Here is a 25,186-nt window from a genome sequence, read left to right on the forward strand (position 1 = left end):
GCAGTTGGTTCATCGGGCTGTCGAGCGCGCGAAGTGGCGCTCCAACCGCCGCGCCAAGAGCGACAGCGGCCAGCATAGACTGAAATAGATCAGGGCGACGACGCCAAAGACCTTAAAAGGCTCGAAAGTGGCGTTGTTGATGATCTGCCCCGAGCGGGTCAGCTCCATGAAGCCGATGATCGAGGCCAGCGAGGTTCCCTTGATCAGCTGCACCAGGAAACCGACGGTCGGCGCCACAGCGATACGCGCCGCCTGAGGCAGGATCACGTAGCGCATGCGGTCGCGATAGTTCAGCGCCAGCGCCGTCGCCGCCTCGTTCTGGCCCGGCGCCACGGCCTGGATACAGCCGCGCCAGATTTCACCGAGAAAGGCACTGGCATGCAGGGAAAGCGCCAGCAGCGCCGCGATCCAGGCGTTCAGCGGCAAGCCGAAGATGTTGGCGCCGAAGTAAACCAGGAAGAGCTGCATCAGCAGGGGCGTGCCCTGGAAGAGGCGAATGTAGCCAGTCGTCACCAGGCGCAGCACCTTCATCGAGGAGGTCCGCGCAAGTGCGATCGCCAAGCCTCCCAGTCCGCCGCCGCAAAAGGCGATGGCGGAGAGCGCGATCGTCCACTGCGCCGCCGTGAGGATGAAGAGAAACTCATTGAAGCCGAAGGGACGGATCATCGCATTGTCCCTAGCGGCTGAGCGGATAGTTGAAGGCGAACCGTTCCACCAGCTTGAACAGGCTCGAGAAGCCTATCGAGAGGAACAGGTAGATCAGCGTGATAACGAGATAGACCTCAAAGGCGGCGAAGGTCGCGGACTGGATGTTGTTGCCGATGGCCGTCAGGTCGTCCGCGGAAATTGCCGAGACCACGCTCGATGTCAGCATCAGGTAGATGAACTGGCTGGTGAGCGCCGGATAGATCGCGCGCATCGCAGGCTTCAGGATGATGTAGCGGAAGATCTGCAGGCGCTTCAGGCCCAGGGCGGAGCCGGCCTCGATCTGCCCCTTGGCGATTGATTCGATACCGGCCCGGATGATCTCGGTTCCATAGGCCCCAAAGTTGATAATCAGGGCCAGCAGCGCTGCGGAGTTGGGCGTGAGCCGCAAACCCAGCGCCGGCAGGCCAAAGAAGATAAAGAAGATCTGGACGAGAAAGGGGGTGTTGCGGATCAGCTCTACGTAAGCATTCACAACCCAGGCCAGCGGCCGCGGACCGGATGTTTTCAGCAGGGCGCAAAGAACGGAGACCAGAAGGCCGACCAGCATCGCGCTACCCGAGAGCTGAATGGTCAGCCAAGCGCCTTCCAGGAGCTGATCAAACCGTTCGAATACCGGCTCAAACCGGAAGGTATAGCCCAAGAGGCGCCCCCACTTCCTCCGCCGCTTCAGTCGGCGGACGCCAGCTTAGCAGCAGCCTTAAGAGGATCAAATTGCAAAAATTCGCAATCTATTGGCGCAAAGGCTCTGGGCTTGTCTTTGGAAGCCCGCCTCAGCCCTCGAGGAAGCGGTAGCGGCCTGGCTTGCCGTCGGTGACCTCGAAGACCATCGGCACGCCGGTGGGAATCTCCACGGTGGGGATCTCCTCCGGGCTGTGGCAGCCCAGGGCCACCAGAAGGGCGCGCACCGTGTTGCCGTGGGCGCCGACCAGTACGGCCTCGCTGCGTGCAAGGCAGGGCGCGATTTCGGCCTCGTAGTAGCGCCCGGAGCGCTCCACCACGTCCTTCAGGCTTTCGCCGCCCGGCGGCGCGATGTCGTAGCTGCGGCGCCAGATGTGCACTTGCTCCTTGCCGTACTTCTCGGCCGTCTCCGCCTTGTTCAGCCCGGCAAGGTCGCCGTAGTCGCGCTCGCGCAGATCGTCATGGCAGGTGATATCCCAGCCCCCGTCGCGGCGCAGATGCTCGTTGCTTCCGCTTTCCGCCAAGGCGATTTCCGTGGTCTCGATGGCGCGCTTCAGGGTGGAGGAGAAGGCGCGGTCAAAGCGCGTGCCCGCCAGGGCGCGGCCACCCTTGCGCGCCTCTTCGCGACCGAGCTCGGTCAGGCCGACGTCGACGAATCCGGTGAAGCGGTTTTCCGCATTCCATTGGCTCTGGCCATGACGCAGGAGAACAAGCAGGGACATCGGCGCAGCTTCCTCTGAGCAGTGGATCGTCGGTGCCATCGGTTGTAGCCGGGGGCGGGGGCGATGGGAAGAGACTGACGCCGGCCCAAGCGCGCGCCCGAGCCTCAAGCGGCTAGGCCTCGCGCTTCTCCGCCAGGATCCAGACCTCCTCGGCCTCGCCGGCGAAGGGCTCGCCGTCCAGGCTGGACCAGCAGGCGGTGGTCTCCAGGCCGGCGGCCCGCAGCAGCCCCTCCACTTCCGCCAGGGTGAAGACATGGTGGCGGGCCAGATGCTCTTCCTGCGCCTGGCCGCGCCGGAAGCGATAGCGCGTGGTCAGCACCCGGCGTTCCGGGTCATAGGCATTCTGCGCGCGCATCTCGATGCCGCCGCGCTGCACCCGCACCTGCGGCTCCAGGAAGGGCAGCAGCGTTTCCGCCAGGTTCGCACTGTGCAGCAGCAGACGCCGGCCCGGCTGCAGGCAGGCTGCCACGGCGGAGAAGATGGCGCCGGTGGCCACGGCATCCTCGTAGCCCAGGGAATTGCCCAGGAAGTAGGCGCCGTGGAAGCGCCCGGGCCAGGGCAGGTCGCGCAGGTCCCGCTGACAGAGTTCGAGATCGACCTCTGCCGCCGCAGCCCCCGCACGCGCCGCCACCAGGGCCCGCGGCGAGAGATCGACGGCGGTGATGCGATAGCCCACGGCCGCCAGCGGCACGGCCAGCCGCCCATCGCCGCAGGCCAGGTCCAGCAGCGCGTCGCCTGGGTCCACATCAAGCGCATCGGCGACCAGGGCTGCTTCCTGGGCTGTGCGCTCCGGCGGGCAGGCCGCGCGCCAAAGCTCGGCCGCCAGGCCCTCGAAGAAGCTGCGATACCAGTCGGCCGGCGCCTCGCCCAGGGAACGGCTCATATCCGCTGCCCGCGCGGCAGGAAAACGAGATACCAGAGCAGGGAGAGGAGCTGCAGTCCCACCACGCCACCAAAAGCGAGCTGGTAGGCTTCGGCCGGATAGCGGCCCTGGGCCTCCGGCGCCGCCAGGTCGAGCAGACCGCCGATGGCGTACTGCATGGCGAAGGCTCCGGTGAAGACCATGAGGTTCAGCGAGGTGTTCACCCGGCCGCTGAGCGATAAGGGAAAGGACCGGGCCAACCGCGGGTAGATCACCATGCAGAGGTTGGAGGTGAAGCCGAAGGCCATCCACGGCAGGGCCGATTGCGGCGCCAGTTCCAGCACGATCGCCAACTGCGGCAGGATGAAGAGGATCGCCCCGAGCACCATGGCTGCATCCAGTCCCAGGCCGATGCGTTCCATGCCATCGGCCAGCAGGCCGCCGAAGAAGAAACCCACCGTCATGGAGAGCGCCAGGGCGAGCAGCACGCCCGCTACGGCCGAGGAGGAAAGCCCGCCCACATCGGACAGCCAGGGTCCGGCCCAAAGGCCCTGCAGCGACAGGCCCGCGGCCAGGGTCGTGACGCTGAGCGGTACGGCGGCCCAGAAGAGCCGGCTGCTCAGGATCCGCCCCAGGCCGGCGATCTGCTCGCGCAGACTGGACTGCGCCGCCCCCTGCTCGCCGCGCGGCGGCACCACCAGGAATATCAGGGAGGCAACCAGCAGGGTGGCGCCGGACAGAATGAGGAAGAGCGTGCGCCAATCCACCAGGTGCAGCGCCGCCTCGACCGGGGCCGTGGCGGTGGCCGCACCCAGCCCGCCGACCATGAGAAAGCAGCCATTGACCAAGGCCCAGCGCTGCGGCGGGAACCAGAGGCTGAGCGCCTTGAGCGAGGCCATGAGGCCCCCGGCACAGCCCAGCCCAATTAGTGCTCGCCCGATCATCAGGGTGGTGAGTGACTCGCCCAGGGCAAAGACGACGCCACCGATCGCAGCAAAAAGCAGCAGTCCCGCCTGGACCCGTCGGGGACCGAAACGATCCAGCAGCAGGCCGAGCGGCAGCTGGAAACAGGCAAAGGCAAGGAAATAGGCGGCCGTCAGCAGGCCGAGCGCCGAGGCATCGAGGCCGAGCTCCGAAAGCAGCCGACCCGAGATCACAGCATTGACCGAGCGGAACAGGTAGGAGAGGAAATAGCCGCCGGCAAAGGGCAGAGCCACCACCAGCGCGATGCGCAGCAACCCCAAGGTCGGGGTTTCCTCCTGTTCCGCGCTGCGGCCGGAACCCAGCTGCGCCTCTGTCGTCATGTCCGTCCCGATCCCTCGCAACCGTGGCGCACCACAGATCTCCTGCGCCGAAAGCGGCCCCTCGGCCAGCCCTGGCGCGCTGCAGCCCTGCCGCGGCGTGGAAACCGCAGCGACCCTAAGAGGAAAGGGCACAGCGAACAACCGGCGCGCGCCTCATGGCTGCTTCCCGCCGCGCGCGCCTTATCGCGGAACGGGACAGCGGCTAAGAGTGGGGACCAATCAACAGTGGAGACCCGCCTTGGAGTGGCTGTGGATTCCCATCACCATTGCCGCGGCTCTGTTTCAGAACGTCCGCACCGCCCTGCAGAAGCACCTGACGGGACGCCTGTCGACCTATGGCGCCACCTTCACCCGCTTCGTCTATGGCGTGCCATTGGCGCTGGGCTACGTGGTGCTGCTAAACCAGGGCCTCGGCCAGGCCCTGCCGCAACCCGGCGGCGGTTTTCTGCCCTGGGTAATGCTGGGCAGTTTGACGCAGATCCTCGCCACCGCGGCCCTACTGGCCTGCTTCCGCCAGCGCAACTTCGCCGTCGGTACCGCGCTGTCGAAGAGCGAAGTTGTGCAAGCAGCGCTCTTCGCTCTGATCTTCCTCGGCGAAGCGGTCACGGGATTGGGGGTGGCGGCCATCGCCCTGGGCACCGCCGGAGTCATGCTGATCGCGGTGGAGAAGGGTCGTTTGAGTTGGCACGGCCTGCTGGCGGGCCTGGGCGGCCGAGCCGCCGGGCTCGGCCTGCTTTCGGGTGCGCTGTTCGCTATCTCCTCCGTTGCCTTCAGGGGGGCTGCTCTTTCCACCGGCCATCCCTCCTTCCTCATGGCCGCCGGCTGGACCCTACTGGCCGCAGTCTTGCTGCAGACCCTGATGCTGGGGCTCTGGCTCTACCTGCGCGAGCCGGGGCAGCTCCGGGCGGTCTTCGCCAGCTGGCGCCTTTCCGGACTGGTCGGCATCACCGGGGTGCTGGGCTCGGCCTGCTGGTTCACCGCCATGACGATCCAGCAGGTGGCCTATGTGCGCACCCTGGGCATGATCGAACTGGTCTTCACCTTCCTCGTCTCCCTGCTGATCTTCCGCGAGCGCCCCAGTCCGCGCGAGTGGCTGGGCACCCTCTTGCTGCTCGCCGGCATCTTGCTGGTGCTGCAACGCTGACGCAGGCTCTCAGCACGCCCTGTCGGTAGCGAACCAAGCTGTCCGCGTTATGGCCACTACTTTTCCCGGACGAGCACCATGTTGGCGACAGTCTCCCGCGTGTGAACTTTTCGACGTCCCGCTGCTCTGGTAGCGTGCTGCTACAAGAGGAGACTGGAGACACGCCGCGTTAGGAAATCTTTCATTTCAGCAGGCGCGATCCGGAGGGAAGCATCCACTTCACGTCACGTCATGAGGGACAAAAAGATGAAAAGAATTACGTCTTTGCTCGCAGCCTGCGCTGCGCTGTCATTGTCTGCCGGAACCCTTGCGGCCGAAACCTGGGACATGCCGCTCGCCTATCCGGCGTCCAACTTCCATTCTGAGAACGCGGCCAAATTCGCGCAGTGCGTCACCGAGGGCACAAGCGGAGAACTGGAGATCGTCACCCATCCAAACGGCTCCCTCTTCAACGGCTCCGACATCAAGCGCGCTGTTCAGACAGGCCAGGCACCGATCGGCGAGCGCCTGATCTCGGCGCACGCCAATGAGAATCCGCTGTTTGGCATCGATTCCATCCCCTTCCTCGCGACCTCCTTCGAGGCCTCCGAGAAGCTCTGGGCGGCGGCCGAGGACAAGATGAAGGAGGTCCTGGAGAGCCAGAACCTCGTTTACATCTATGCGGCCGCCTGGCCGCCCCAAGGGCTCTACGCCAAGCAGGAGATCAGCGGCACCGAGGACTTGCAGGGCGTGAAGTTCCGGGCCTACAACACCGCCACAGCGCGCATCGCCGAGCTTGCGGGCATGGCCCCCGTGCAGATCGAGGCTGCCGAACTCAGCCAGGCGCTGGCCACCGGTGTGGTCGACAGCATGATCACCTCGGGTTCGACAGGCGTCGATTCCAAGGTCTGGGAGAGCGTTTCTCACTTCTACGATGTCCAGGCCTGGCTGCCGCGCAACCTCGTGTTCGTCAACAAGAGCGCCTTTGAAGGGCTCGACGAAGAGACGCAGAATGTCCTTCTCGAATGCGGTGAGACCGCCGGCGAAGAGGGTACGCGCATGGCAGAGGAGCTGACTGGCGGCTATCTGGACGAACTGCGTGCCAATGGCATGACGGTGGAACCGCCCTCCGATCAGCTGCGCGAGGAGTTGGCCGTCTTCGGCGAGACCATGACCGAGGAGTGGATCGCCAGCGCCGGCGATGATGGTGCCGCCATCATTGAAGCCTATCGGGCGCAGTAGGGAACAAGAGGGGCCCGGCCGAAAGCGACCGGGTCCCTCCCATACCTCTTCCCAGCCGTGGGGGCTGCATCCGTGAATGAAGTGGGTCGCATGATCCGCCGCCTGCTCGACGCGCTTTACTACGCAGCAGGTGGGCTCGCCGCGCTCTGTCTTATCCTCATTCTGGTCGCCATCACCCTGCAGGTTGCAGCGCGGTGGTTCGGTATCCCGCTGCACGGGCCTGCCGAGATAGCAGGCTATCTGATGGCGGCAGCCTCCTTCCTCGCCTTCGCGCACACCCTCAACCACGGGGCGCACATCCGCGTCGGGATCCTGCTCAACTTCCTCGGGGAAAAACGCTTCTGGGGTGAGCTCTGGTGCCTCCTGGTTGCCTCCGCCGGCGGCATCTATGTCGCCTGGTATGCGATCAGGACCGTCTACTGGTCCTGGCTGCTGGGAGATGTCAGCCAGGGGCAGGACGCCACCCCGCTCTGGATCGCTCAGACGCCGATTGCCGTCGGGGCCGTCATTCTGGCGATCTGCCTCGTTGACAATCTCGTTACGCTGCTCCTCACCGGGCGCGACAACATCCGTGCCGGTGCCACCGAACCGAGCCGCGTGGAGTAGAACTCGTGGAACAACTCTACGCGATCGGCCTTTTCCTCTTTGTCCTCTTCCTGCTGCTCGGCTCCGGCGTATGGATCGGTCTGGCGCTGCTCGGCACGGCCTACATCGGCATGGAGATCTTCGCCGCCCGCCCCACCGGCGACGCCATGATGACGGCGATCTGGCGGCAGTCGTCTTCTTGGACCCTGACCGCCCTGCCGATGTTCATCTGGATGGGCGAAATCCTCTATCGCACGCGCCTGTCCGAGGACATGTTCAAGGGGCTCTCGCCCTGGATGACGCGTTTACCGGGCGGCCTGATGCACACCAATATTGCCGGCTGTACCGTGTTCGCCGCCGTCTCCGGCTCCTCGGCAGCAACCCTCACCACCGTCGGCAAGATGACCATTCCGGAACTGCGCCAGCGCAACTACCCCGAAACCATGGTCATCGGTACCCTTGCGGGCGCCGCAACCCTCGGCCTCATGATCCCGCCCTCGCTGACGCTGATCGTCTACGGCGTCTCGATCAACGAGTCGATCACCAGCCTCTTCATTGCCGGCATCATCCCGGGCCTCGTGCTGGGGGGCCTCTTCAGCCTCTACGTGATCCTGGTTTCGCAACTCTCGAAGAACTACAACCCGAGCCCCGAGCCCCGGATCAGCTTCAGGGAGAAGCTCCAGCGATCGCGCTTTCTCATTCCAATCTTTCTGCTGATCCTGCTGGTCATCGGCTCGATGTACCTGGGGGTCGCGACGGCGACCGAGGCTGCCGCGATCGGTGTCATCGGCGCGATGATTCTGGCCGCCGCCCAGGGCTCGCTCAACCGGAAGGTCTTCTTCGAAAGCCTGCTCGGCGCGACCCGCACCTCCGCCATGATTGCGCTGATCCTTGCCGGCGCCGCCTTCCTCACCATGGCGATGGGCTTCACCGGCCTGCCCCGCGCCCTTGCCACCACGATCGCCACGCTCGAGCTCAGCACCTTCCAGCTCATCATGATGCTGATGATCTTCTACATCGTGCTGGGTTGCTTCCTCGACGGCATCTCGATCGTGGTCCTGACAATGGCGATCGTGGAGCCGATGGTGCGGCAGGCAGGCATTGATCTCATCTGGTTCGGCATCTTCGTGGTCATCGTCGTGGAGATGGCCCAGATAACGCCACCGATCGGCTTCAATCTCTTCGTGCTACAAGGCATCTCCGGGCATTCGATGAGCTTCATCGCCCGCGCGGCCCTGCCGATGTTCCTGATCATGTTCGCAATGGTCTTCCTGATCATCGCCGTTCCGGAACTGGCCACCTGGCTGCCGGAGCAGGTCCGTCCGGTGGCGGGTTCGTCGGCGCAGTGAGGTCGGCCAATCGGAAGAACGGCAGGTAGTCCGCGGCAGCGCCCGTCGAAGGATCAGGCCCCTGCCCGCTCGACAGCCACCGGCACCGACCGGCAGATGGCGTTGCGTCCTCCCTCGCTCAGCACGCCCTTTTCCCGCCGGCCCGACTTCGTCACAATCCGCGCCGCCTGGCAAAAGGGAGAAGCAGGGTGAGTTCGACGGCATACGACGTGGTGATCGTGGGTGGCGGCGTCATCGGCAGCGCGGCCGCCTATTTCCTGGCCGCCAGCGCCGACTTCACCGGCTGTATCGCCGTGGTCGAGAAGGACCCCTCCTATCAGAGCGGCGCCACGGGACGCTCCGCCGGCTCGATCCGCCAACAATTCTCCACGCCGGAGAACGTCGCCATCTCGCGCTTCGGCGCCGCCTTCCTCAAGTCCCTGCCGGAGCATCTCGCGGTCGAGGGCCAGACGCCCGATCCCCAGTTCCAGGAAAAGGGCTATCTCTTTCTGGCCGGGCCGGCGGGGCTGGATATTCTTCGCCACAACCATGTGGTCCAGCGCGCGGGCGGTGCCCATGTCGCGCTGCTCGACCCGGCCGAATTGCATGAACGCTTCCCCTGGATGCGGATCGAGGATCTGGCCGGCGGCTCCCTCGGCCTGGCGGATGAAGGCTGGTTCGACCCCTTCGCCCTGCTGCAGGCCTTCCGCGCCAAGGCGCGCAGCCTGGGCGTCGACTACCTCAGCGACGAGGTGGTGGGGCTGGAACTGGACGCGAGCCGCATCCAGGCGGCGAAGCTGGCGTCCGGCGAGCGGCTCGCCTGCGGCTGGCTGATCAATGCCGCCGGCATCCAAGGGCGCCGCGTCGCCGCCATGGCCGGGATCGAAATCCCCGTCTTTCCGCGCAAGCGCAACGTCTTCGTCTTCGACTGCCGCACGCCGCTGCCGCACTGCCCGCTGGTGATCGACCCCAGCGGTCTCTATTTCCGGCCGGAGGGCGATGGCTTCATCTGCGGCATCTCACCGGGCGAGGGCGAGGCCGATCCCGACTGCGAGGATCTCGAGGTGGAGCACGCCCTCTTCGAGGAGCGGCTCTGGCCCCTGCTCGCCGAGCGGGTGCCCGCGTTCGAGGCGATCAAGCCCACCGGCGCCTGGGCCGGCCACTATGACGTCAACAGCTTCGACCACAATGCCATCCTTGGCCCGCACCCGGAGATCGCCAACTTCCTCTTCGCCAACGGCTTTTCCGGCCACGGCCTGCAGCAGAGCCCGGCGGTGGGCCGCGGCCTCATGGAGTGCATTGTCCACGGCGGCTGGCAAAGCCTCGACCTCTCCGCCTTCAACTTCGCGCGCCTGCGCGAGAACCGACCGCTGCGTGAGGTGGCGGTGGTGTGAGGGGGCGGACAGCGCGCTGCCGGGCAGCGACACTATCTCTGCCGGCGGCCTATCAGTGCCGGGACTCTTTGCCTGCAAGCGCGCGCTTCTCGTAGACCGTGGCGATTTCCCGGCCGTCCCAGACATAACAGAGGTGGCGTTCCTGGCGCACATTGGAGAGCAGCGGTGGGCGGAACACCGCCGCACACTGCCCAGCGGCGCGCCGGACACTGCCATAGGCGATGCCGTTCGAGCCGGCCTTTCGCAGCGCCTTGGCCAGGTGCTGCGCAGATGCGTAGTCCTCGCTGTGGTAAACGAGCGGATGGCTCTCCTGTCGCCCCCTCAGGTCGTGGAGACGGCCTGAGAGATCCACGGCGTAGACCCGCATATCGAGCTCCATGGCGTCCTGCGCCGTTGCCCGCATGAAACGCCCTCGGTGATACCTCGTTTCCGCGATGGCCGTTCCGAGGTCGTAGGCGGCGTAGAAGACGCCGTAGCTGCCGTCGGAGAAACGGCTTCCCTCTGGGTTCAGGTGCGTGAAGGCGGCCATGATGATGCTGGTACCGGGTCCGCTGATTCGCTCCTCGGGCGGCACGAGACGAATGTCGCCCACCTCATCGCGCAGCCGCGGATTGGTCAGCGATTCCAGCGCCAGAACCGCCTCTAGATCTTCCGGCGCGGCAACCCGTTCGAACAGCTGGATGGGCGGGAAACGGCTGGGAATGATCCTCCAGCACGGCTTCCACTCGATGGAAACGACCGGAGGCGTCACCCCCAGCCGCCCCGCTGCGCGTCCAGATACTGCCGAACGAGGAAGAGATCCGCCACCTGGCCCGAAAGCATGCGATCGAGCGCCGAGCGCCCGGCAAACAGCGGCGCCTCATTGGGCCGCCTGATCCAGGCGTCGGCCCCCTTTTCATCGGGCAACAGGATCTGGAGTGCCTTGTAGATGCCCAGAATGTAGGAAATGCGCTCGAGGGTGTCTTTCGGCAGAGCGGTATTGGGGTCCCGCTTCCACTTGAAGAAGGTCGAGCGTGCCGTCAGGCCAAGCAGCGTCATCTGCTCGTTCACCGACAGGCCCCACTGCTCCGCAATTCGAAAGAAGGTCCGCAGCGCCGGGCCGGAGAGACCCTTGCGATCGATCGCAAGAGCCGGATGTGCTTGCGCGCCCATTCACCCTGCTCCATGCGTGGCGTCTCAGCCGAGACTAGTCCATATATGGATGAAACGCAAGGATGGCGACCCCGGCTGGATTCGAACCAGCGACCTACGGATTAGGAATCCGTTGCTCTATCCTGCTGAGCTACGGGGCCGTTGCGGTGTGGCGCTTGTGGGTCGGTTATAGCAGGGGCGGGTTGCTCGCCCAAGAAGCTTGCTTTCCAATCCGGTCTACAGCCGCTTGAAGCGCTCCATGGCCCGGACCAGGGCGCGGCGGATGTTGGGTTCCATGGCCGAGTGGCCGGCGTCGGCGATCATCTCGAAGCCCGCTTCCGGCCAGGCCTGGGCCAGTTCCCAGGCGGTGATGGGCGGACACACATTGTCGTAGCGGCCCTGGACAATCACCGCCGGGATGTGGCGGATGCGCGACACGCCGCGCAGCAGCGCACCCTCTTCCAGGAAGCTGCCGTGCGAGAAGTAGTGCGCCTCCAGGCGCGCCAGGCCGATTGCCGTGCGCTCGCGCCCGAAGGCGGCGACGGTGTCGGGGCTGGGCAGCAGGGTGGAGCAGGCGCCCTCGTAGGTGCTCCAGGCCTGGGCCGCCGGGCGGTGCACCTCGGGATCGGGGTCGCTCAGGCGTTTCAGGTAATTGCCGAGCAGGTCGCCGCGCTCCGCCTCGGGCAGGTGGCCGGCAAAACGCTCCCAGGCCTCGGGGAAGAAGTTGCGCAGGCCATAGAGGAACCACTCGATCTCCCGGACGCGCGACATGAAGATCCCGCGCAGCACGAGCGCCGCCACCCGCTCCGGGTGGCGCTGGGCATAGGCCAAAGCCAGGGTCGAGCCCCAGGAGCCGCCAAAGACCTGCCAGCGGGCGATGCCCAACAGGTCGCGCAGGCGCTCGATGTCGGCGATCAGGTGATCCGTCGTGTTCTCGTGCAGCTCCCCCAGCGGGGTGGAGCGCCCGGCGCCGCGCTGATCGAAGATCACGATGCGGTAGTGCGCCGGATCGAAGAAGCGCCGGTGATCCGCCGAGGCGCCGGCTCCCGGGCCGCCGTGGAGGAAGAGCACCGGCTTGTCGTCGGGATTGCCCGACTGCTCCCAGTAGAGCTCGTGCAGGTCATCGACGCGCAATCGCCCGGTTTCATAGGGCTCGATCGGCGGGAAAAGGTCATAAGGCGGCATTGCGGGCGTCTCCTTCCTGGCCCTCACTCTTTAGCATGCGTCGGGAAGGCGCGCAGCAGCCGCAACCACTTTGCCTTGCTTTGGCACTATCCGTTATTCTGCGGCATGTTTAAGCTATTTCTGATTGCTTATCTGTTTGCTCGGCTGACGAGTGCGTCGGAGGCAGCTGCGCCGGACTGGCAGGACGCCGCAACCGGCCAGGTGGCCGCGGTCCTCTCCGCGACCGAACTGCGCCTGGAAAATGGACGCATGCTGCGGCTGGCCGGCGTGCGCGGCCCGCAGGCCCCGCTCGCCTATGACGATCGTACCCCCTGGCGCCAAGCCGAAGCGGCGCGCGCCTGGCTGGAACGGCTGGCACCGCCCGGCAGCGCGCTCAGATTCCAGCCGATGGCGCCGGGCAGTGACCGGCACCGGCGCCTGCTGGTCCAGGCCGCAGTCGACCGCGCTTGGCTGCAGGAAAGGCTGCTGCGTGAGGGTGCGGTGCTGCTCGATCTGCGCGGAGCCGAACTGCCAGCGCCGGCCCTGGCTGCGGCCCTGGTTGCTGCGGAGCGGGCGGCGCGTGACGAGCAGCGGGGACTCTGGGCCGATCCGGCGCACCAGCCGCTGCATCACAGCGAGGCGCGGCGCGCACTGGGGCGATTCGCGCTGATCGAGGGCCGGGTGCTGGCGGCTGCGGACGTGCGCGGCACCGGCTACCTGAACTTCGAAGTGGACTGGCGCGAGGATTTCACGATCCGACTTCCCAGTGCCGTCCTGCGCCGCCTGGCGCGCCAGGGACAGCTCCTGTCCGCCTACGAAGGGCGACGCGTACGCGTACGCGGTTGGGTGTTCTTCAGTGGTGGCGCCATGATCGAGGTTGCCTCCCCGCAGCAGATCGAGCTGCTGGAACGCGCACCCCTGCCGTGACAAGGGCGATCACGCGTTGGACTGCGGCTCGGCGATCAACGTCGGCTCGCCGTCTCGCAGCGCGTTGTAGAAGCAGCTGCGCCGGTTGGTGTGGCAGGCCGGTCCCGTCTGCTCCACGAGCAGCAGCAGGCAGTCGGCGTCGCAATCCCAGCGCAGGTCGACCAGCTGCTGTACGTGGCCCGAGCTTTCCCCCTTGCGCCAGAGCGCGGCACGCGAGCGCGACCAGTAGCACACCCGACCGCTGTGCAGCGTTTCACGCAGCGAGTCCGCCGACATCCAGGCCAGCATCAAGACCTCCTTGCTGTCGTGCTGCTGCGCGATGGCGGGAATCAGCCCGCGCTCGTCGAAACGCAGGGCCGCCACGACGCTCTCGATGCTCTCCGGGCGCTCTACCTGCCATTGCATTTTCTTGCCCATGCCTTGATCTCCTGTGCAGCGGTGCTTGCCCTATCGTCCAACAGCGGGCAAAAGTCCGGGCGACTGCGTCCTGCGGACAAGCTCACGGACGAGGAAAACGGACCAACTCGCCATGTCACTCGGATTAAGGGACCCTCTCGAAAGGCGCAAGCGTGAGCGCCGCTGGGCCCTCATCAAGACACTTCTGGTGCTGGGCAGCATCGCCGTTGCGGCCTGGATGGCCTATGGCGCCGGGCGCCAGGTGGGCCAGGCCCAGATCGACGCACTCGCGCATCAACTCGAAGAAACCCGCGGACGACTCGATTCGATCCAGGCCGAGAACGGCCGGCTTGCCGCCGACGCCGCCAGCGCCCGCCAGGCCGAAGCCGAGGTACGGGAGCGCTATGAGCAGGACGTTCCCACCGGCGAGATGGCCGAACTGCTCGACCAGGCGCAGTCCCGGCTGGCGGACGGGGTCGAACTTTCCCGCCTGACCTTCGTGATCTCCGCGGTCGAGCCCGAGCGCGAGTGCCGCGGCGAGCCGGTCACCCGGCGATTCCTGGTGCGCACGCCGCTTCATCGCGGCGGCAACGATGTCGCCTCCTTTGCCGACGGTCTCTTCACCGTCACCGCAGCCGGCCCGACGGCCATGAACGCCGACGGCAACCCGGAAGCCTGGTTCGATCCCGGAGCGCTGCTGCAGCTGACTGTCACGCGCCTGGGCGGAGAGACGCAGGAGTTCGAAGGCGAGCTGCCGCTGCACTTCTCCGTCGTCCATGATGGCAGCGAGCATCTCTTCGCTGCGCAGCAGGGCGAGAACCGCGGCTTCCTGCAGGTCACCCACGACCTCTGCGCCTTTCCCTGATCCGGTGGCGGGGGATGCGCCGCGGCTGGCAATTGTCATCCCGGCGCTGAACGCCGCCGCCAGCCTTCCAGCGACGCTCGAATCCCTGCGCAAAGACTGGCCGGCAGCGGAGATCGCAGTGGAGACCATCGTGGTCGACGGCGGCTCTAATGACGGCACACCAGCGATTGCCGAGAGCTTCGGCTGTCGCTGCCTGAACAGCCCCGCCGGCCGCGGCCGGCAACTCTCAGCCGGGGCGCAAGCCGCGATCACGACCGGCGCCGAGTGGCTCTTCTTCCTGCATGCGGACAGCCGGCCCACCGGCCCCTGGGTCGAGGCGCTGCGCCGTTTCATGGGCAATCCGGCCAACCGCCGCCGCGCCGGCTACCTGCGCCTGCGTTTCGACTGCCCGGCGCCGCAGGCCCGAAGGGTCGAGCGCCTGGCAACCTGGCGCGCCGCCTGGCTCGGCCTGCCCTATGGCGATCAGGGCCTGGTGATTGCCGCCGCCTTCTACCAGGACCTGGGCGGCTACCCGGACTGGCCCCTGATGGAGGATGTGGCGCTGGTCCGGCGCATCGGCCGAAAGCGCCTGGTCGCCCTTCCGGCCACGATCTCCACCAGTGCACAGCGCTACGAGCGCGAGGGCTGGTGGCGCCGGCCCTGGCGCAATCTCACCTGCCTCGGGCTCTACTTTCTCGGCGTGCCGCCCGAGCGACTGGTCCAGCGCTACGAACGCCGCCGCGGCACGCCGCCATGACGCGCAGCCACAACCGCCTGATCGTGATGTGCCGGCAGCCCCGCTTCGGGCAGGGCAAGCAGCGTCTGGCGCGCGAAGTCGGCCAGCTTGCGGCCTGGCGCTTCCAGCGCATCGCTTTGGCGGAGCTGCTGCGCCGCGTGACGGCACCGAGGGAGTGGAGGCTGGAGGTGGCGGTGACGCCGGATGTCGCCGCACGGGGGTCGGGCCGCTGGGCATCTAACCACCCACGACGTCTGCAAGGGCGCGGCGACCTGGGCCAGCGCATGCTGAACCTGCTGGCACCGGGGCCCGGGCGAAAGGGCCCAGCGCTGCTGATCGGGGCCGACGTGCCCGGCATCGACGCGGCAGCGGTGCGCCGGGCCTTCTTCCTGCTGCGGCGCCACGACTGGGTGCTGGGCCCGGCGGAAGATGGCGGTTTCTGGGCCATCGGCGCCCGCTGCCGGCCCTGGCAAAGACCCGATCTCAGCGGTGTCGCCTGGGGCAGCGAAAGCGTGCTGCAGGACACCCGGGCGCGACTGCCCGGGAGCCTGGCCCTGCTGGAGCAGCGCTATGACGTGGACGACGCGCAGGCGCTGAAGCGCTGCGGCGCTGGCAGACGGAGCAGCTGATGAGCGGCTGAGGATCAGCTCTGCAGCTCGTCACGCCCCTTGAAGTGCTCCAGCGCCTCGGGGTTGGCCAGGGCGTCCTGGTTCTTCACCTCGCGGCCGTGGACCACGTCGCGCACCGCCAATTCGACGATCTTGCCGGACTTGGTGCGCGGAATGTCCGGCACCGCCAGCACCCGGGCCGGGACGTGGCGCGGGCTGGCGCCCTGGCGGATGGTGGTCTTGATCCGCTTGATCAGCTCGTCGTCCAGCGCAGCCCCCTCGGCGAGGCGCACGAAGAGCACGACGCGGACGTCATTATCCCAGTCCTGGCCGACGACGATGGATTCCAGCACCTCGGGCAGCTGCTCCACCTGCCGGTAGATCTCCGCCGTGCCAATGCGCACCCCGCCCGGGTTGAGCGTGGCATCGGAGCGGCCATAGACGATGATGCCGCCGTGGCGGGTCAGTTCCACATAGTCACCGTGGCACCAGACACCGGGGAAGCGCTCGAAATAGGCGCTGCGATAGCGGCTGCCGTCGGGATCGTTCCAGAAGTAGATCGGCATGCAGGGAAAGGGCTTCACGCAGACCAGTTCACCCTTCTCCTCGACCACCGGCTCGCCGGCATCGTTCCAGACCTCGACCGCCAGCCCCAGGCCGCGGCACTGGATCTCGCCGCGCCAGACCGGGTTGATCGGATTGCCCAGCACGAAACAGGAAACGATATCGGTGCCGCCGGAGATCGAGGCGAGGCAGAGATCCTCCTTCACGTTCTCGTAGACCCAGTCGAAGCTCTCCGGCACCAGTGGCGAGCCGGTGGAGGTCATGACCTTCATGGCCGAGAGGTCGTGGGTGTCCTTGGGCCGGAGATCGGCCTTCTTCAGCGCGTCGATGTACTTGGCCGAAGTGCCGAAGAGCGTCGCCCGCTCCGCCTCGGCATAGTCGAAGAGCACATTGCCGTCGGGATGGAAGGGCGAGCCGTCGTAGAGCAGCAGCGTGCACTCGCTGGCCAGGGCCGAGACCTGCCAGTTCCACATCATCCAGCCGCAGGTGGTGAAGTAGAAGACCCGGTCGTCCGGCTTCAGGTCGCAGTGCAGCTTGTGCTCCTTCAGGTGCTGGATCAGCGTGCCGCCGGCGCCGTGGACAATGCACTTGGGCTTCCCGGTCGTACCGGAGGAGAACATGATGTAGAGCGGTGCGTTGAAGGGCATGCGCACATAGTCGATCTCGCCCACCGGCGGCAGCGGCAGATAGTCCTCCAGCCAGACACCGCGCTCGTCGAAGTCCAGCGCCGCGCTGCCGTCGCCCAGCAGGGGGCAGACCACGATGCGCTGCACCGTGGGCAGCTCGGCAGCGAAGGCCTTGACCCGGTCGAGCACCGGCAGGGTCTTGCCGGCGTAGTAGTAGCCGTCCGGCACAAAGAGCACCTTGGGCTCGATCTGGCCAAAGCGGTCGAGCACGCCCTGATGCCCGAAATCGGGGGAGCAGGAGGACCAGATGGCGCCCAGGGCGGCGGTGGCCAGCATGGCGATGACCGTTTCCGGCATGTTGGGCAGGAAGCCGGCCACCCGGTCGCCGGGCTCCACGCCCTCCTCGCGCAGCGCGATCACCAGGCGCGCCACCTGTTCGTGCAGTTCGCGGTGACTGAGCCGCCGTTCCACCTTATCTTCCGCTCGGAAGACGATGGCATCGGCCCCGTCTCGGCGGCGCAGCAGGTTCTCGGCGAAGTTCAGCTTTGCTTCAGGGAAGAACTGGGCACCGGGCATCTGATCGGCATTGACCAGGGTCAGCTCGCCCGGCCCGTCCGCGATGATGCCGCTCCACTCCCAGAAAGCGCGCCAGAAGGTCTCGGACTGGTCGACGGACCAGCCATAGAAGGAGGCGTAGTCCGCCAGGTCCAGGCTCTCCCGCTCGCCGACCCAGGCCATGAAAGCCGTCATGTTGGCCTCGGCGATCCGCTCGGCCGAGGGTTCCCAGAGTGGCTTTGCAACAGTCATCTCGGCTTCGGTCCCGGTGGTCGGCATGGCTCGACGGCTCCCTTGTGCTCCAGTCATTTCCCCGCCTGGCGGCGGGGCGCCAAACACTATGGCGAAGGCCCCGTGGCGCGCAAGGCAGGCTTGCACGGCTGAGCGTAGCGGCGGCTTGCAGGGCTGCCTATGCTGGTTGCCCCATGGGCCTTTTCGATCGTTTTCCCCCGGCAGCCTTGCGTCCCAGCGCCCCCATTGCCGCTGCGCTTTATATGAGTGCCGCCGCTTTCGGCTTCTCCTTGATGAACGTGGCGATCCGTGAAGCGGCCCAGGAACTCTCGCCGCTGCAGGTCGCCTTCCTGCGCAACTTCTTCGCCGCGGTCACCCTGATGCCCTGGCTGATGGCCGGCGGCTTCTCCGCCCTGCGCACGACCCGGCTCAAGACCTATTTCTGGCGCGCCGCCGTCGGGCTCTGCGCCATGATGATGTGGTTCACCTCGCTGGCGCTGCTGCCCCTGGCCGACGCGGTGGCCCTCAACTTCACCGTCCCGCTTTTCGCCACCGTGGGCGCTGCCCTCTTCCTGGGCGAGATCGTGCGCGCCAGACGCTGGATGGCCACCCTTGTGGGTTTTGCCGGCGTGTTGGTGATCCTGCGCCCGGGCTTCACCGATCTCAGCCTGATCATGCTGCTGCCCATCGCCGCCGCCCTTTTCCAGGCCATGGGCGCGCTGATGGTCAAGTCCCTGAGCCGCACCGAGGGCGCGGGCACGGTGGTCGCCTACATGAACCTGCTGCTCACGCCCCTGTCGCTGGTACCGGCGCTCTTCGTCTGGCAGTGGCCGAGCGGCTATGCGCTGGCGCTTTGCGCCTTCGTCGGTTTCACCGGCGCCATCTCACACGTCGCCTTCACCCGCGCCTACGCCCTGGCGGATGCCAGCGCGGTCATGCCCTTCGACTACATGCGCCTGCCCTTCTCCGCGGCGCTGGCCTACCTGCTCTATACCGAACTGCCCGATCTCTGGACCTGGGTGGGTGCGGGCATCATCGCCGCTTCGGCCGTCTACATCGGTCAGCGCGAGGCCAAGCTGGCGCGCGAGCGCGAACGCGCGGTGCTGCGCGCTGCCTCCACCTCACCCAGCAGCCGCGATGTCTGACGGGCTGCGACACACCTACGCCGCGCTGCGCGCCGGGCGCGCGCCCGCGGGTTGGGCCCGGCTCGGCGGCAATGAGCGCGGCGCGCTCTGGATGCTGCTGGCCGCTTTGGGCTTCACCCTGAATGCGGCCTTCGCCAAGACCCTGGCGCAGGGCGGCATGCCGGTGTTCCAGATCGCCTTTGCCCGCGCCTTCTTCGCCCTGGCGCCGCTGCTGCCCTTCCTGCTGGCCGGGGGATTCATCGCCTTCCGCACCCGCCATCCCGGAACCCACCTGCTGCGCGCGCTCTTCGGTGCAGGCGCCATGGTCAGCGGCTTCTACGCGCTCTCGGCCCTGCCGCTGGCGACGGTGACGGTGCTGACCTTCACCGTGCCGCTCTTTGCCGTGGTGCTTTCGGTGCTGCTGCTCGGCGAGCGGGTACGCTGGCGCCGCTGGACGGCCACGCTCACAGGCTTCGGCGGCGTCGTGATCATGACCCTGCCCACCCTGCTGCAGGACGGCGGTTTCGTGCTGGAATGGACGCTGCTGGCAGGCCTGGGCCAGGCCTTCGGCATCGCCATGTCCGTCGTGCTGGTGAAGCGCTTTCCGGCCAGCGAAAGCCAGCCGGTGATGGTCTTCTGGTTCTGCCTGGCCTCGATCATTCTGACCGCACCCCTGGCGCTGATGCAGTGGATCACACCCAGCCAGGAACAGTGGATCCTCCTCGCCGCGGTGGGCGTGACCGGCTTCGTCTCGCAGTCGCTCATCATCAAGGCCTACCGCAGCGGCGAGGCCTCCTTCGTCGCACCCTTCGACTACGCCAAGCTGCCCATTGCGGTGCTGGCCGGCTGGCTGGCCTTCGCCGAGCTGCCGGACTGGGCCACCTACCTGGGCGGCGCCATCGTGGTGGCCTCCACCCTCTACATCGCCCGCCGCGAGGCACGCCCGGCCGACGGTTCCCGCTTTTGATCCGTCGCAACAAGGCTTCCGTTGCCGACCGATAAAATGCTTTCATATCGGGAACCGACCCGGAAACGCCGGGCGGAGCGAACATGAACGAGGAGGCTTTGATGGCACGACTGGCACTGGTCACCGGCGGCACCCGCGGCATCGGTGAGGCGATCTGTGTCGCGCTGAAGGAGGCCGGCTATAAGGTGGTCGCCAACTACGGCGGCAACGACGAGGCGGCCCAGGCCTTCACCGAGCGCACCGGCATCCCCGCGGTCAAGTTCGACGTTTCCGACTTTGAGGCGGTGAAGAGCGGCATCGAGAAGGTCACCAACGAACACGGCCCGGTCGAGGTGCTGGTCAATAACGCCGGCATCACCCGCGACACCACCATCCACAAGATGACGCCGGAGCAGTGGCAGGCGGTCATCGACACCAACCTGACCTCCTGCTTCAACCTCTCGCGCTGCGTGATCGAAGCCATGCGCGCGAAAGGCTTCGGGCGCATCGTTAACATCGGCTCGATCAACGGCCAGGCCGGGCAGTACGGCCAGGTGAACTACGCTGCCGCCAAGTCGGGCATTCACGGCTTCACCAAGGCGCTGGCCCAGGAAGGCGCGGGCAAGGGCATCACCGTCAACGCCATCGCCCCCGGCTACATCGCAACCGACATGGTGCGCGCCGTCCCGGCCAATGTGCTGGAAAAGATCGTGGCGCGGATTCCGGTGGGACGTCTCGGCGAAGCGGAAGAGATCGCGCGCGGCGTGGTCTTCCTGGTGGCCGATGACGCCGGCTTCATCACCGGCTCCACCCTGTCGATCAACGGCGGTCAGCACATGTACTGACCACCCACCGGCGGAAGCCGGCGCGGTCAGTCGGCATCGGGGCCCTCAGCGCCGGCGAGCACCGCCCTTGCGCCGGGGACCTTTACCTGTGCGGGACTTCTGCTTTGCGTCCGCCTTGGCGATGCGCGCCGCGAAGCCGCCCGCACCCTCGGCAAGGCCGACCGTGGCGCTGCCGGGCAACTCCAGTTCGGCCGCTTCCAGGCGCTTGATCTCGTCGCGCAGGCGGGCGGCCTCCTCAAACTCCAGGTCGGCGGCTGCGCTGCGCATGCGCTCCTCGAGTTCGGCGATGTAGGCCTTGAGGTTGTGCCCCACCAGCTCGCCGCGCCCGGCATCGCCGGTGTCCACGGTGACATGGTCGCGCTCGTAGACCGACCCCAGTATATCGGCGATCTGCTTGCGGATGGTCTGGGGCGTGATGCCGTACTCGGCGTTGTAGGCGAGCTGCTTTTCCCGCCGCCGTTCGGTTTCATCCAGGGCGCGCCGCATCGAGTCCGTGATCTTGTCGGCGAAGAGCAGCACCCGCCCATCGACGTTGCGCGCGGCGCGGCCGATGGTCTGGATCAGCGAGGTGGTCGAGCGCAGATAGCCTTCCTTGTCGGCATCGAGAATGCAGACCAGCGCGCACTCGGGGATGTCCAGGCCCTCGCGCAGCAGGTTGATGCCCACCAGCACGTCGAACACACCCAGCCGCAGGTCGCGGATGATCTCGATGCGCTCCAACGTGTCCACGTCCGAGTGGATGTAGCGCACCTTCAGTCCGGCTTCGTGCAGGTACTCGGTCAGATCCTCGGCCATGCGTTTGGTCAGCGTGGTGACCAGCACACGCGCGCCCTGCTCGATGGTGGCGCGGCACTCGGCGATGACCTCGTCCACCTGATGCTCCGTCGGCCGAATCTCGCAGGGCGGGTCGATCAGTCCGGTGGGGCGGATGACCTGCTCGACGAAAACCCCGTCGGTGCGCTCCAGCTCCCAGCGCCCAGGCGTCGCGGAGACATAGATCGTCGGCGGGCGCATCAAGTCCCATTCCTCGAACTTGAGCGGCCGGTTGTCGATGCACGAGGGTAGCCGGAAGCCGTACTCCGACAGAGTGGACTTGCGCGCATAGTCACCGCGGTACATGCCGCCCAGCTGCGGCACGGTGACGTGGCTCTCGTCGACGATGAGCAGGGCATCCTCGGGCAGATACTCGAAGAGCGTCGGCGGCGGCTCCCCTGGTTTGCGGCCCGAGAGATAGCGGGAGTAGTTCTCGATCCCAGCGCAGGAGCCGGTGGCCTCGATCATCTCGAGATCGAACTGGGTGCGCTGCTGCAGACGCTCGGCTTCCAGCAGCTTGCCGCCCTCGACGAATTCCTCCAGGCGCAGCTTGAGGTCGCGTTTGATCTGCTCCGCCGCCTGGATCAGCGTCGGCCGCGGGGTGACGTAGTGGCTGTTGGCGTAGACCTTGATGGCCTCGAGAGTCTGGGTCTTTTCGCCGGTCAAGGGATCGAACTCGAAGATCCCCTCCACCTCGTCGCCGAACAGCGAAACGCGCCAGGCCCGATCCTCATAGTGGGCCGGGAAGATCTCGAGGGTGTCACCCCTCACCCGGAAGGTGCCGCGCACGAAATTGATGTCGTTGCGCTTGTACTGAAGTTCGGTGAGCTCGCGCTGAAGCTTCTTGCGGTCGAGCAGATCACCCTGCCGGATGGTCCGGGTCATGGTGGCATAGGTTTCCGGCGAGCCGATGCCGTAGATGCAGGACACCGAGGCCACGATGATCACGTCGCGGCGCTCGAACAGCGCCCGGGTGGCGGAATGGCGCATCCGGTCGATCTGCTCGTTGATCGAGGATTCCTTCTCCACGTAGGTGTCGGTGCGCGGCACGTAGGCTTCGGGCTGATAGTAGTCATAGTAGGAGACGAAGTACTCCACCGCATTCTCCGGGAAGAAGGCCTTCATCTCCGCATAGAGTTGCGCCGCCAGGGTCTTGTTGGGTGCCAGCACAAGCGTCGGCAGCTGCAGGTTCTGAATCACCTGGGCGATGGTGAAGGTCTTGCCGGAGCCGGTTACGCCCAGGAGTACCTGGTCACGCTCGCGCTGCTGCAGGCCTCCGGTGAGATCGACAATGGCCTGGGGCTGGTCCCCGGCCGGCTCGTACTCGGACTGGATGCGCAGCGGCGGCGCGCTTTCGAGACCATCGGGCAGGGCAGGACGATTGGCCCCGCCCAGGGGGTGGAAAGTGGCGGTTTCGGACATAGCTGAAGTGTAGTGCCGCGCGTGCCGCTCTGCCAGGGGCCAGGATGAGGCAAGAGGGCGCTGGATCTGCTGCACTGCTCTCGGCCCGCTTCAGGTGCGCTGCGAGCTGGGGTTGCGAGCGCTTCTTAAAGAATTTCTAAAACCGCCTTGACCGCGGTGCGACCCCACACTACATCAGTATCAACGCAGATTAGACGCGTTCCAAACAATGGGCTTGCGAGCCCAACCCAGTGGGCGCCGACAGGTGCCCAACTTGACGCAGCACAAAGGGAATCTCTCATATGCTTACCGTTGGTCATAAACTCCCCTCCTTCAATCTCCAGGCCGTTCCCGCCGGACAGCCCCAGTCGCCGAGCGAGGCCTTCGTCGACATCAACGACAAGTCCCATCCCGGCAAGTGGCTGGTGCTCTTTGCCTGGCCGAAGGACTTCACCTTCGTCTGCCCGACGGAGATCGCAGCCTTCTCCGCGCTGAACGAGGATTTCGAGGATCGCGACGCGCAGATCCTGGGTCTCTCCACCGACAACGAGTTCGTCCATCTGGCCTGGAAGCGCGACCACGAAGACCTGCGCGACCTGAAGTTCCCGATGCTCTCCGACCTCAAGCGCGAACTGTCCGAGGCGCTCGGCATCCTCGACGTCAATGAGGGCGTGTGCCTGCGTGCCACCTTCATCGTCGATCCCGAAGGCATCATCCGCCACGTCTCGGTCAACGACCTGAGCGTCGGCCGCAACCCGCAGGAGACGTTGCGCATCCTCGACGCGCTGCAGACCGACGAACTCTGCCCCTGCAACTGGCAGCAGGGCGAAGAGGTCCTGAAGGTCGCCTAAGGCGAGCCACCTTCTCACACTCAGCCCCGGGGGCAGCGCCCCTGCCCCCGGGTTGCTGTCCGCTTTCCCCAGATCGCTCAAGAAAGGAGGCGCGCCATGGCTGTCGACGCCCTCAAGGCCCGCATCCCGGCCTACGCCAAGGATATCAAGCTCAACCTCTCCAACATCTTCCAGTCCACCGCGCTCAGCGAATCGCAGGTCTGGGGCGCCGTCCTGGCCGCCGCGCTGGCGACCCGCAACGCCGAGGTGATCGCCGCCGTGGCCGAGGATGCCGCCGGCAAGCTGAGCGCCGAGGAGCAGCAGGCAGCCAAGGCTGCTGCCGCCATCATGGCGATGAACAACATCTACTATCGCTCGGTGCACCTGATCTCCAACAAGGAGTACGGCAAGATGCCGGCGCGCCTGCGCATGAACATCATTGCCAACCCCGGTGCCGACAAGGTCGACTTCGAACTCTGGTCGCTGGCCGTCTCCGCCATCAATGGCTGCGGCATGTGCCTGGACGCCCATGAGCGCGAAGTGCTGGCCAAGGGTGTCTCCAAGGAAGGCGTGCAGGACGCCCTGCGCATTGCCGGCGTGATCCATGCGGTCGCCGCGGTGCTCGACGGCGAAGCCGCACTTCCGGCCGACCAGCAGGCTGCCGCCTGAGCCCCGGGCCGAAACGCCCTTTTCAAAGTCTCTCCCTGCGCAGGCGCCTCGTCATCATCCGTGATGGCGGGGCGTTTGCGTTTCTGGAGCTATGCTTAGGGCAATCCCGCCGGCGACAGGCCCGGCCGGGCCGGCTCCGCTTCGCGCGGGCGCAGGTGCCCGGAGAGGCGATACTCCACCTTCCGCAAGACCCAGAGAATCAGGTAGGTGCAGGCGAGATAGAGCAGGCCCGCCGCGATATAGAGCTCGTAGACCGCGAAGGTGCGCGCCACCATCACCCGGGCCACGCCGGTGAGATCCAGCAGCGTGATGATCGAGACCAGGGAGGTGGCCTGGAAGAGGAAGACCACCTCGTTGGAATAGGCCGGCAGCGCCAGGCGAAAGGCCTTGGGCAGGATGATCCGGCGATAAAGCAGGCCGCGGCTCATGCCGCAGGCCCGTGCGGCCTCGACCTCGCCGTAGGGCACGGCCTGGATCGAGCCCCGGAGAATCTCCGCCGTGTAGGCCGCGGTGTTGAGTGTCAGGGTCAGGACGGCGCAGAAGTAGGGCTCGCGGAAATAGACCCAGAGCCCGAGGGTCTCCAGCTCCGTGCGGAACTGCCCCGAGCCGTAGTAGATCAGGAAGAGCTGCACCAGCAGCGGCGTGCCGCGAAAATAGAAGATGAAGCTAAACACCGGCAGGCGCAGCAGCGGGTTGGTGGAGATCCGCATCAGCGCCAGCGGAATGGAGGCGGCAAAGCCCAGCGCCAGCGCCCAGGCGGTGATCTCCAGGGTGACGAGCAGGCCGGAGAGCAGCTGCGGCAGGGAATCGAGCACCAGCGCCAGGTTCAC

Annotated in this window: 26 protein-coding genes and 1 tRNA gene; 14 read left to right on the plus strand and 13 right to left on the minus strand. The window is 66.4% G+C overall.

The genetic code is table 11. The features are described 5' to 3' along the window. Nucleotides 1-9: 9 nt before the first annotated feature. The 5 genes from ABZ720_RS06220 to ABZ720_RS06240 all read right to left on the minus strand — a co-directional run bounded on the left by ABZ720_RS06220 (nt 10) and on the right by ABZ720_RS06240 (nt 4,274). Nucleotides 10-666 carry an amino acid ABC transporter permease gene (locus ABZ720_RS06220; RefSeq protein ID WP_366554643.1) on the minus strand — a complete coding sequence of 219 codons (657 nt, stop codon included), beginning with the start codon at nt 664-666 and terminating at the stop codon, nt 10-12. A 10-nt stretch (nt 667-676) separates the two neighbouring features. Then, a complete protein-coding gene (locus ABZ720_RS06225) occupies nt 677-1,348 on the minus strand; it encodes an amino acid ABC transporter permease (protein WP_366554644.1) in 672 nt (223 codons plus the stop codon). 130 nt (nt 1,349-1,478) lie between these two features. Continuing rightward, nucleotides 1,479-2,108, minus strand: a complete 630-nt coding sequence (locus tag ABZ720_RS06230; RefSeq protein WP_366554645.1) for a 2,3-bisphosphoglycerate-dependent phosphoglycerate mutase — start codon at nt 2,106-2,108, stop codon at nt 1,479-1,481. A gap of 112 nt (nt 2,109-2,220) precedes the next feature. Further along, nucleotides 2,221-2,991 (minus strand): SAM-dependent methyltransferase, encoded by a 771-nt coding sequence (locus tag ABZ720_RS06235; protein ID WP_366554646.1) that lies wholly within the window; start codon nt 2,989-2,991, stop codon nt 2,221-2,223. After that, on the minus strand, nt 2,988-4,274 hold the full coding sequence (locus ABZ720_RS06240) for an MFS transporter (RefSeq protein ID WP_366554647.1): 1,287 nt from the start codon (nt 4,272-4,274) through the stop codon (nt 2,988-2,990). The genes ABZ720_RS06235 and ABZ720_RS06240 overlap by 4 nt, the downstream gene beginning before the upstream one ends. A gap of 238 nt (nt 4,275-4,512) precedes the next feature. On the opposite strand from ABZ720_RS06240, the gene ABZ720_RS06245 reads away from it, so the two are divergent. The 5 genes from ABZ720_RS06245 (at nt 4,513) to ABZ720_RS06265 (ending at nt 9,946) form a co-directional block, all read left to right on the plus strand. Continuing rightward, nucleotides 4,513-5,418: an EamA family transporter gene (locus ABZ720_RS06245; RefSeq protein ID WP_366554648.1), complete on the plus strand. Its 906-nt coding sequence runs from the start codon at nt 4,513-4,515 to the stop codon at nt 5,416-5,418. Between the two features lie 246 nt (nt 5,419-5,664). Further along, complete coding sequence (locus ABZ720_RS06250) at nt 5,665-6,639, plus strand: TRAP transporter substrate-binding protein (RefSeq protein WP_366554649.1); 975 nt, start codon at nt 5,665-5,667, stop codon at nt 6,637-6,639. A gap of 90 nt (nt 6,640-6,729) precedes the next feature. After that, complete coding sequence (locus tag ABZ720_RS06255; RefSeq protein ID WP_366554650.1) at nt 6,730-7,245, plus strand: TRAP transporter small permease; 516 nt, start codon at nt 6,730-6,732, stop codon at nt 7,243-7,245. Nucleotides 7,246-7,250: 5 nt separating this feature from the next. Then, on the plus strand, nt 7,251-8,573 hold the full coding sequence (locus tag ABZ720_RS06260) for a TRAP transporter large permease (protein WP_366554651.1): 1,323 nt from the start codon (nt 7,251-7,253) through the stop codon (nt 8,571-8,573). Between the two features lie 188 nt (nt 8,574-8,761). After that, the gene (locus ABZ720_RS06265; RefSeq protein ID WP_366554652.1) at nt 8,762-9,946 is read left to right on the plus strand and encodes an NAD(P)/FAD-dependent oxidoreductase; all 1,185 of its coding nucleotides are present in this window, start codon (nt 8,762-8,764) and stop codon (nt 9,944-9,946) included. 52 nt (nt 9,947-9,998) lie between these two features. On the opposite strand, the gene ABZ720_RS06270 is transcribed toward ABZ720_RS06265, so the two are convergent. From ABZ720_RS06270 to pip, 4 genes are all read right to left on the minus strand, one after another. Then, nucleotides 9,999-10,697, minus strand: coding sequence for an RES family NAD+ phosphorylase (locus ABZ720_RS06270; RefSeq protein ID WP_366554653.1), 699 nt, complete (start codon nt 10,695-10,697; stop codon nt 9,999-10,001). Next, nucleotides 10,694-11,098, minus strand: coding sequence for an MbcA/ParS/Xre antitoxin family protein (locus ABZ720_RS06275; protein ID WP_366554654.1), 405 nt, complete (start codon nt 11,096-11,098; stop codon nt 10,694-10,696). The genes ABZ720_RS06270 and ABZ720_RS06275 overlap by 4 nt, the downstream gene beginning before the upstream one ends. A gap of 63 nt (nt 11,099-11,161) precedes the next feature. Next, nucleotides 11,162-11,238 (minus strand) — tRNA-Arg (locus ABZ720_RS06280). Between the two features lie 76 nt (nt 11,239-11,314). Further along, a complete protein-coding gene (pip, locus tag ABZ720_RS06285) occupies nt 11,315-12,262 on the minus strand; it encodes a prolyl aminopeptidase (RefSeq protein ID WP_366554655.1) in 948 nt (315 codons plus the stop codon). Between the two features lie 105 nt (nt 12,263-12,367). On the opposite strand from pip, the gene ABZ720_RS06290 reads away from it, so the two are divergent. After that, a complete protein-coding gene (locus ABZ720_RS06290; protein WP_366554656.1) occupies nt 12,368-13,168 on the plus strand; it encodes a hypothetical protein in 801 nt (266 codons plus the stop codon). Between the two features lie 9 nt (nt 13,169-13,177). On the opposite strand, the gene hisI is transcribed toward ABZ720_RS06290, so the two are convergent. After that, entirely contained in the window at nt 13,178-13,585 is a 408-nt protein-coding gene (hisI, locus tag ABZ720_RS06295) for a phosphoribosyl-AMP cyclohydrolase (RefSeq protein ID WP_366554657.1), read from the minus strand. Nucleotides 13,586-13,697: 112 nt separating this feature from the next. Between hisI and ABZ720_RS06300 the strand changes: the two genes are divergently transcribed. Genes ABZ720_RS06300 through ABZ720_RS06310 form a run of 3 tightly spaced genes read left to right on the plus strand, consistent with a single transcriptional unit; the run spans nt 13,698 to nt 15,773 of the window. After that, nucleotides 13,698-14,429 carry a hypothetical protein gene (locus ABZ720_RS06300; RefSeq protein ID WP_366554658.1) on the plus strand — a complete coding sequence of 244 codons (732 nt, stop codon included), beginning with the start codon at nt 13,698-13,700 and terminating at the stop codon, nt 14,427-14,429. A gap of 4 nt (nt 14,430-14,433) precedes the next feature. After that, nucleotides 14,434-15,165 carry a TIGR04283 family arsenosugar biosynthesis glycosyltransferase gene (locus ABZ720_RS06305; protein ID WP_366554659.1) on the plus strand — a complete coding sequence of 244 codons (732 nt, stop codon included), beginning with the start codon at nt 14,434-14,436 and terminating at the stop codon, nt 15,163-15,165. Beyond that, the gene (locus tag ABZ720_RS06310) at nt 15,162-15,773 is read left to right on the plus strand and encodes a TIGR04282 family arsenosugar biosynthesis glycosyltransferase (protein ID WP_366554660.1); all 612 of its coding nucleotides are present in this window, start codon (nt 15,162-15,164) and stop codon (nt 15,771-15,773) included. The genes ABZ720_RS06305 and ABZ720_RS06310 overlap by 4 nt, the downstream gene beginning before the upstream one ends. Before the next feature lie 14 nt (nt 15,774-15,787). Here ABZ720_RS06310 and ABZ720_RS06315 read toward each other — a convergent pair whose 3' ends face one another. Next, nucleotides 15,788-17,776, minus strand: coding sequence for an acetoacetate--CoA ligase (locus tag ABZ720_RS06315; RefSeq protein ID WP_366554661.1), 1,989 nt, complete (start codon nt 17,774-17,776; stop codon nt 15,788-15,790). A gap of 146 nt (nt 17,777-17,922) precedes the next feature. On the opposite strand from ABZ720_RS06315, the gene ABZ720_RS06320 reads away from it, so the two are divergent. The 3 genes from ABZ720_RS06320 (at nt 17,923) to phbB (ending at nt 20,643) form a co-directional block, all read left to right on the plus strand. Continuing rightward, the gene (locus ABZ720_RS06320; RefSeq protein ID WP_366554662.1) at nt 17,923-18,873 is read left to right on the plus strand and encodes a DMT family transporter; all 951 of its coding nucleotides are present in this window, start codon (nt 17,923-17,925) and stop codon (nt 18,871-18,873) included. After that, the gene (locus ABZ720_RS06325) at nt 18,866-19,819 is read left to right on the plus strand and encodes a DMT family transporter (RefSeq protein ID WP_366554663.1); all 954 of its coding nucleotides are present in this window, start codon (nt 18,866-18,868) and stop codon (nt 19,817-19,819) included. Before ABZ720_RS06320 ends, ABZ720_RS06325 begins: the two co-directional genes overlap by 8 nt. Before the next feature lie 101 nt (nt 19,820-19,920). Further along, the gene (phbB, locus tag ABZ720_RS06330; protein WP_366554830.1) at nt 19,921-20,643 is read left to right on the plus strand and encodes an acetoacetyl-CoA reductase; all 723 of its coding nucleotides are present in this window, start codon (nt 19,921-19,923) and stop codon (nt 20,641-20,643) included. Nucleotides 20,644-20,688: 45 nt separating this feature from the next. Here phbB and uvrB read toward each other — a convergent pair whose 3' ends face one another. Beyond that, nucleotides 20,689-22,878, minus strand: a complete 2,190-nt coding sequence (uvrB, locus tag ABZ720_RS06335) for an excinuclease ABC subunit UvrB (protein ID WP_366554664.1) — start codon at nt 22,876-22,878, stop codon at nt 20,689-20,691. Between the two features lie 281 nt (nt 22,879-23,159). On the opposite strand from uvrB, the gene ABZ720_RS06340 reads away from it, so the two are divergent. Together ABZ720_RS06340 and ahpD are read left to right on the plus strand one after the other, a co-directional pair. Further along, the gene (locus ABZ720_RS06340; RefSeq protein ID WP_366554665.1) at nt 23,160-23,708 is read left to right on the plus strand and encodes a peroxiredoxin; all 549 of its coding nucleotides are present in this window, start codon (nt 23,160-23,162) and stop codon (nt 23,706-23,708) included. A gap of 96 nt (nt 23,709-23,804) precedes the next feature. Beyond that, nucleotides 23,805-24,356 carry an alkylhydroperoxidase, AhpD family gene (ahpD, locus tag ABZ720_RS06345; RefSeq protein ID WP_366554666.1) on the plus strand — a complete coding sequence of 184 codons (552 nt, stop codon included), beginning with the start codon at nt 23,805-23,807 and terminating at the stop codon, nt 24,354-24,356. Between the two features lie 95 nt (nt 24,357-24,451). Here ahpD and ABZ720_RS06350 read toward each other — a convergent pair whose 3' ends face one another. Continuing rightward, on the minus strand, nt 24,452-25,186 hold the full coding sequence (locus ABZ720_RS06350) for an ABC transporter permease (RefSeq protein ID WP_366554667.1): 735 nt from the start codon (nt 25,184-25,186) through the stop codon (nt 24,452-24,454).

Origin of the sequence: Aquibaculum sediminis (genome assembly GCF_040712085.1) — a bacterium.
Lineage (GTDB): Bacteria > Pseudomonadota > Alphaproteobacteria > Kiloniellales > DSM-21159 > Aquibaculum > Aquibaculum sediminis.

What these genes read in the sequence shown, in the direction of transcription:
- pip (WP_366554655.1), bottom strand. Translation starts at nt 12,262, where the DNA reads ATGCCGCCTTATGACCTTTTCCCGCCGATCGAGCCCTATGAAACCGGG.
- ABZ720_RS06230 (WP_366554645.1), bottom strand. Translation starts at nt 2,108, where the DNA reads ATGTCCCTGCTTGTTCTCCTGCGTCATGGCCAGAGCCAATGGAATGCG.
- ABZ720_RS06220 (WP_366554643.1), bottom strand. Translation starts at nt 666, where the DNA reads ATGATCCGTCCCTTCGGCTTCAATGAGTTTCTCTTCATCCTCACGGCG.
- ABZ720_RS06255 (WP_366554650.1), top strand. Translation starts at nt 6,730, where the DNA reads ATGATCCGCCGCCTGCTCGACGCGCTTTACTACGCAGCAGGTGGGCTC.
- ABZ720_RS06300 (WP_366554658.1), top strand. Translation starts at nt 13,698, where the DNA reads ATGTCACTCGGATTAAGGGACCCTCTCGAAAGGCGCAAGCGTGAGCGC.
- ABZ720_RS06325 (WP_366554663.1), top strand. Translation starts at nt 18,866, where the DNA reads ATGTCTGACGGGCTGCGACACACCTACGCCGCGCTGCGCGCCGGGCGC.
- ABZ720_RS06310 (WP_366554660.1), top strand. Translation starts at nt 15,162, where the DNA reads ATGACGCGCAGCCACAACCGCCTGATCGTGATGTGCCGGCAGCCCCGC.
- uvrB (WP_366554664.1), bottom strand. Translation starts at nt 22,878, where the DNA reads ATGTCCGAAACCGCCACTTTCCACCCCCTGGGCGGGGCCAATCGTCCT.
- hisI (WP_366554657.1), bottom strand. Translation starts at nt 13,585, where the DNA reads ATGGGCAAGAAAATGCAATGGCAGGTAGAGCGCCCGGAGAGCATCGAG.
- ABZ720_RS06235 (WP_366554646.1), bottom strand. Translation starts at nt 2,991, where the DNA reads ATGAGCCGTTCCCTGGGCGAGGCGCCGGCCGACTGGTATCGCAGCTTC.
- ABZ720_RS06320 (WP_366554662.1), top strand. Translation starts at nt 17,923, where the DNA reads ATGGGCCTTTTCGATCGTTTTCCCCCGGCAGCCTTGCGTCCCAGCGCC.
- phbB (WP_366554830.1), top strand. Translation starts at nt 19,921, where the DNA reads ATGGCACGACTGGCACTGGTCACCGGCGGCACCCGCGGCATCGGTGAG.
- ABZ720_RS06315 (WP_366554661.1), bottom strand. Translation starts at nt 17,776, where the DNA reads ATGCCGACCACCGGGACCGAAGCCGAGATGACTGTTGCAAAGCCACTC.
- ABZ720_RS06275 (WP_366554654.1), bottom strand. Translation starts at nt 11,098, where the DNA reads ATGGGCGCGCAAGCACATCCGGCTCTTGCGATCGATCGCAAGGGTCTC.
- ABZ720_RS06340 (WP_366554665.1), top strand. Translation starts at nt 23,160, where the DNA reads ATGCTTACCGTTGGTCATAAACTCCCCTCCTTCAATCTCCAGGCCGTT.
- ABZ720_RS06250 (WP_366554649.1), top strand. Translation starts at nt 5,665, where the DNA reads ATGAAAAGAATTACGTCTTTGCTCGCAGCCTGCGCTGCGCTGTCATTG.
- ahpD (WP_366554666.1), top strand. Translation starts at nt 23,805, where the DNA reads ATGGCTGTCGACGCCCTCAAGGCCCGCATCCCGGCCTACGCCAAGGAT.
- ABZ720_RS06240 (WP_366554647.1), bottom strand. Translation starts at nt 4,274, where the DNA reads ATGACGACAGAGGCGCAGCTGGGTTCCGGCCGCAGCGCGGAACAGGAG.
- ABZ720_RS06290 (WP_366554656.1), top strand. Translation starts at nt 12,368, where the DNA reads ATGTTTAAGCTATTTCTGATTGCTTATCTGTTTGCTCGGCTGACGAGT.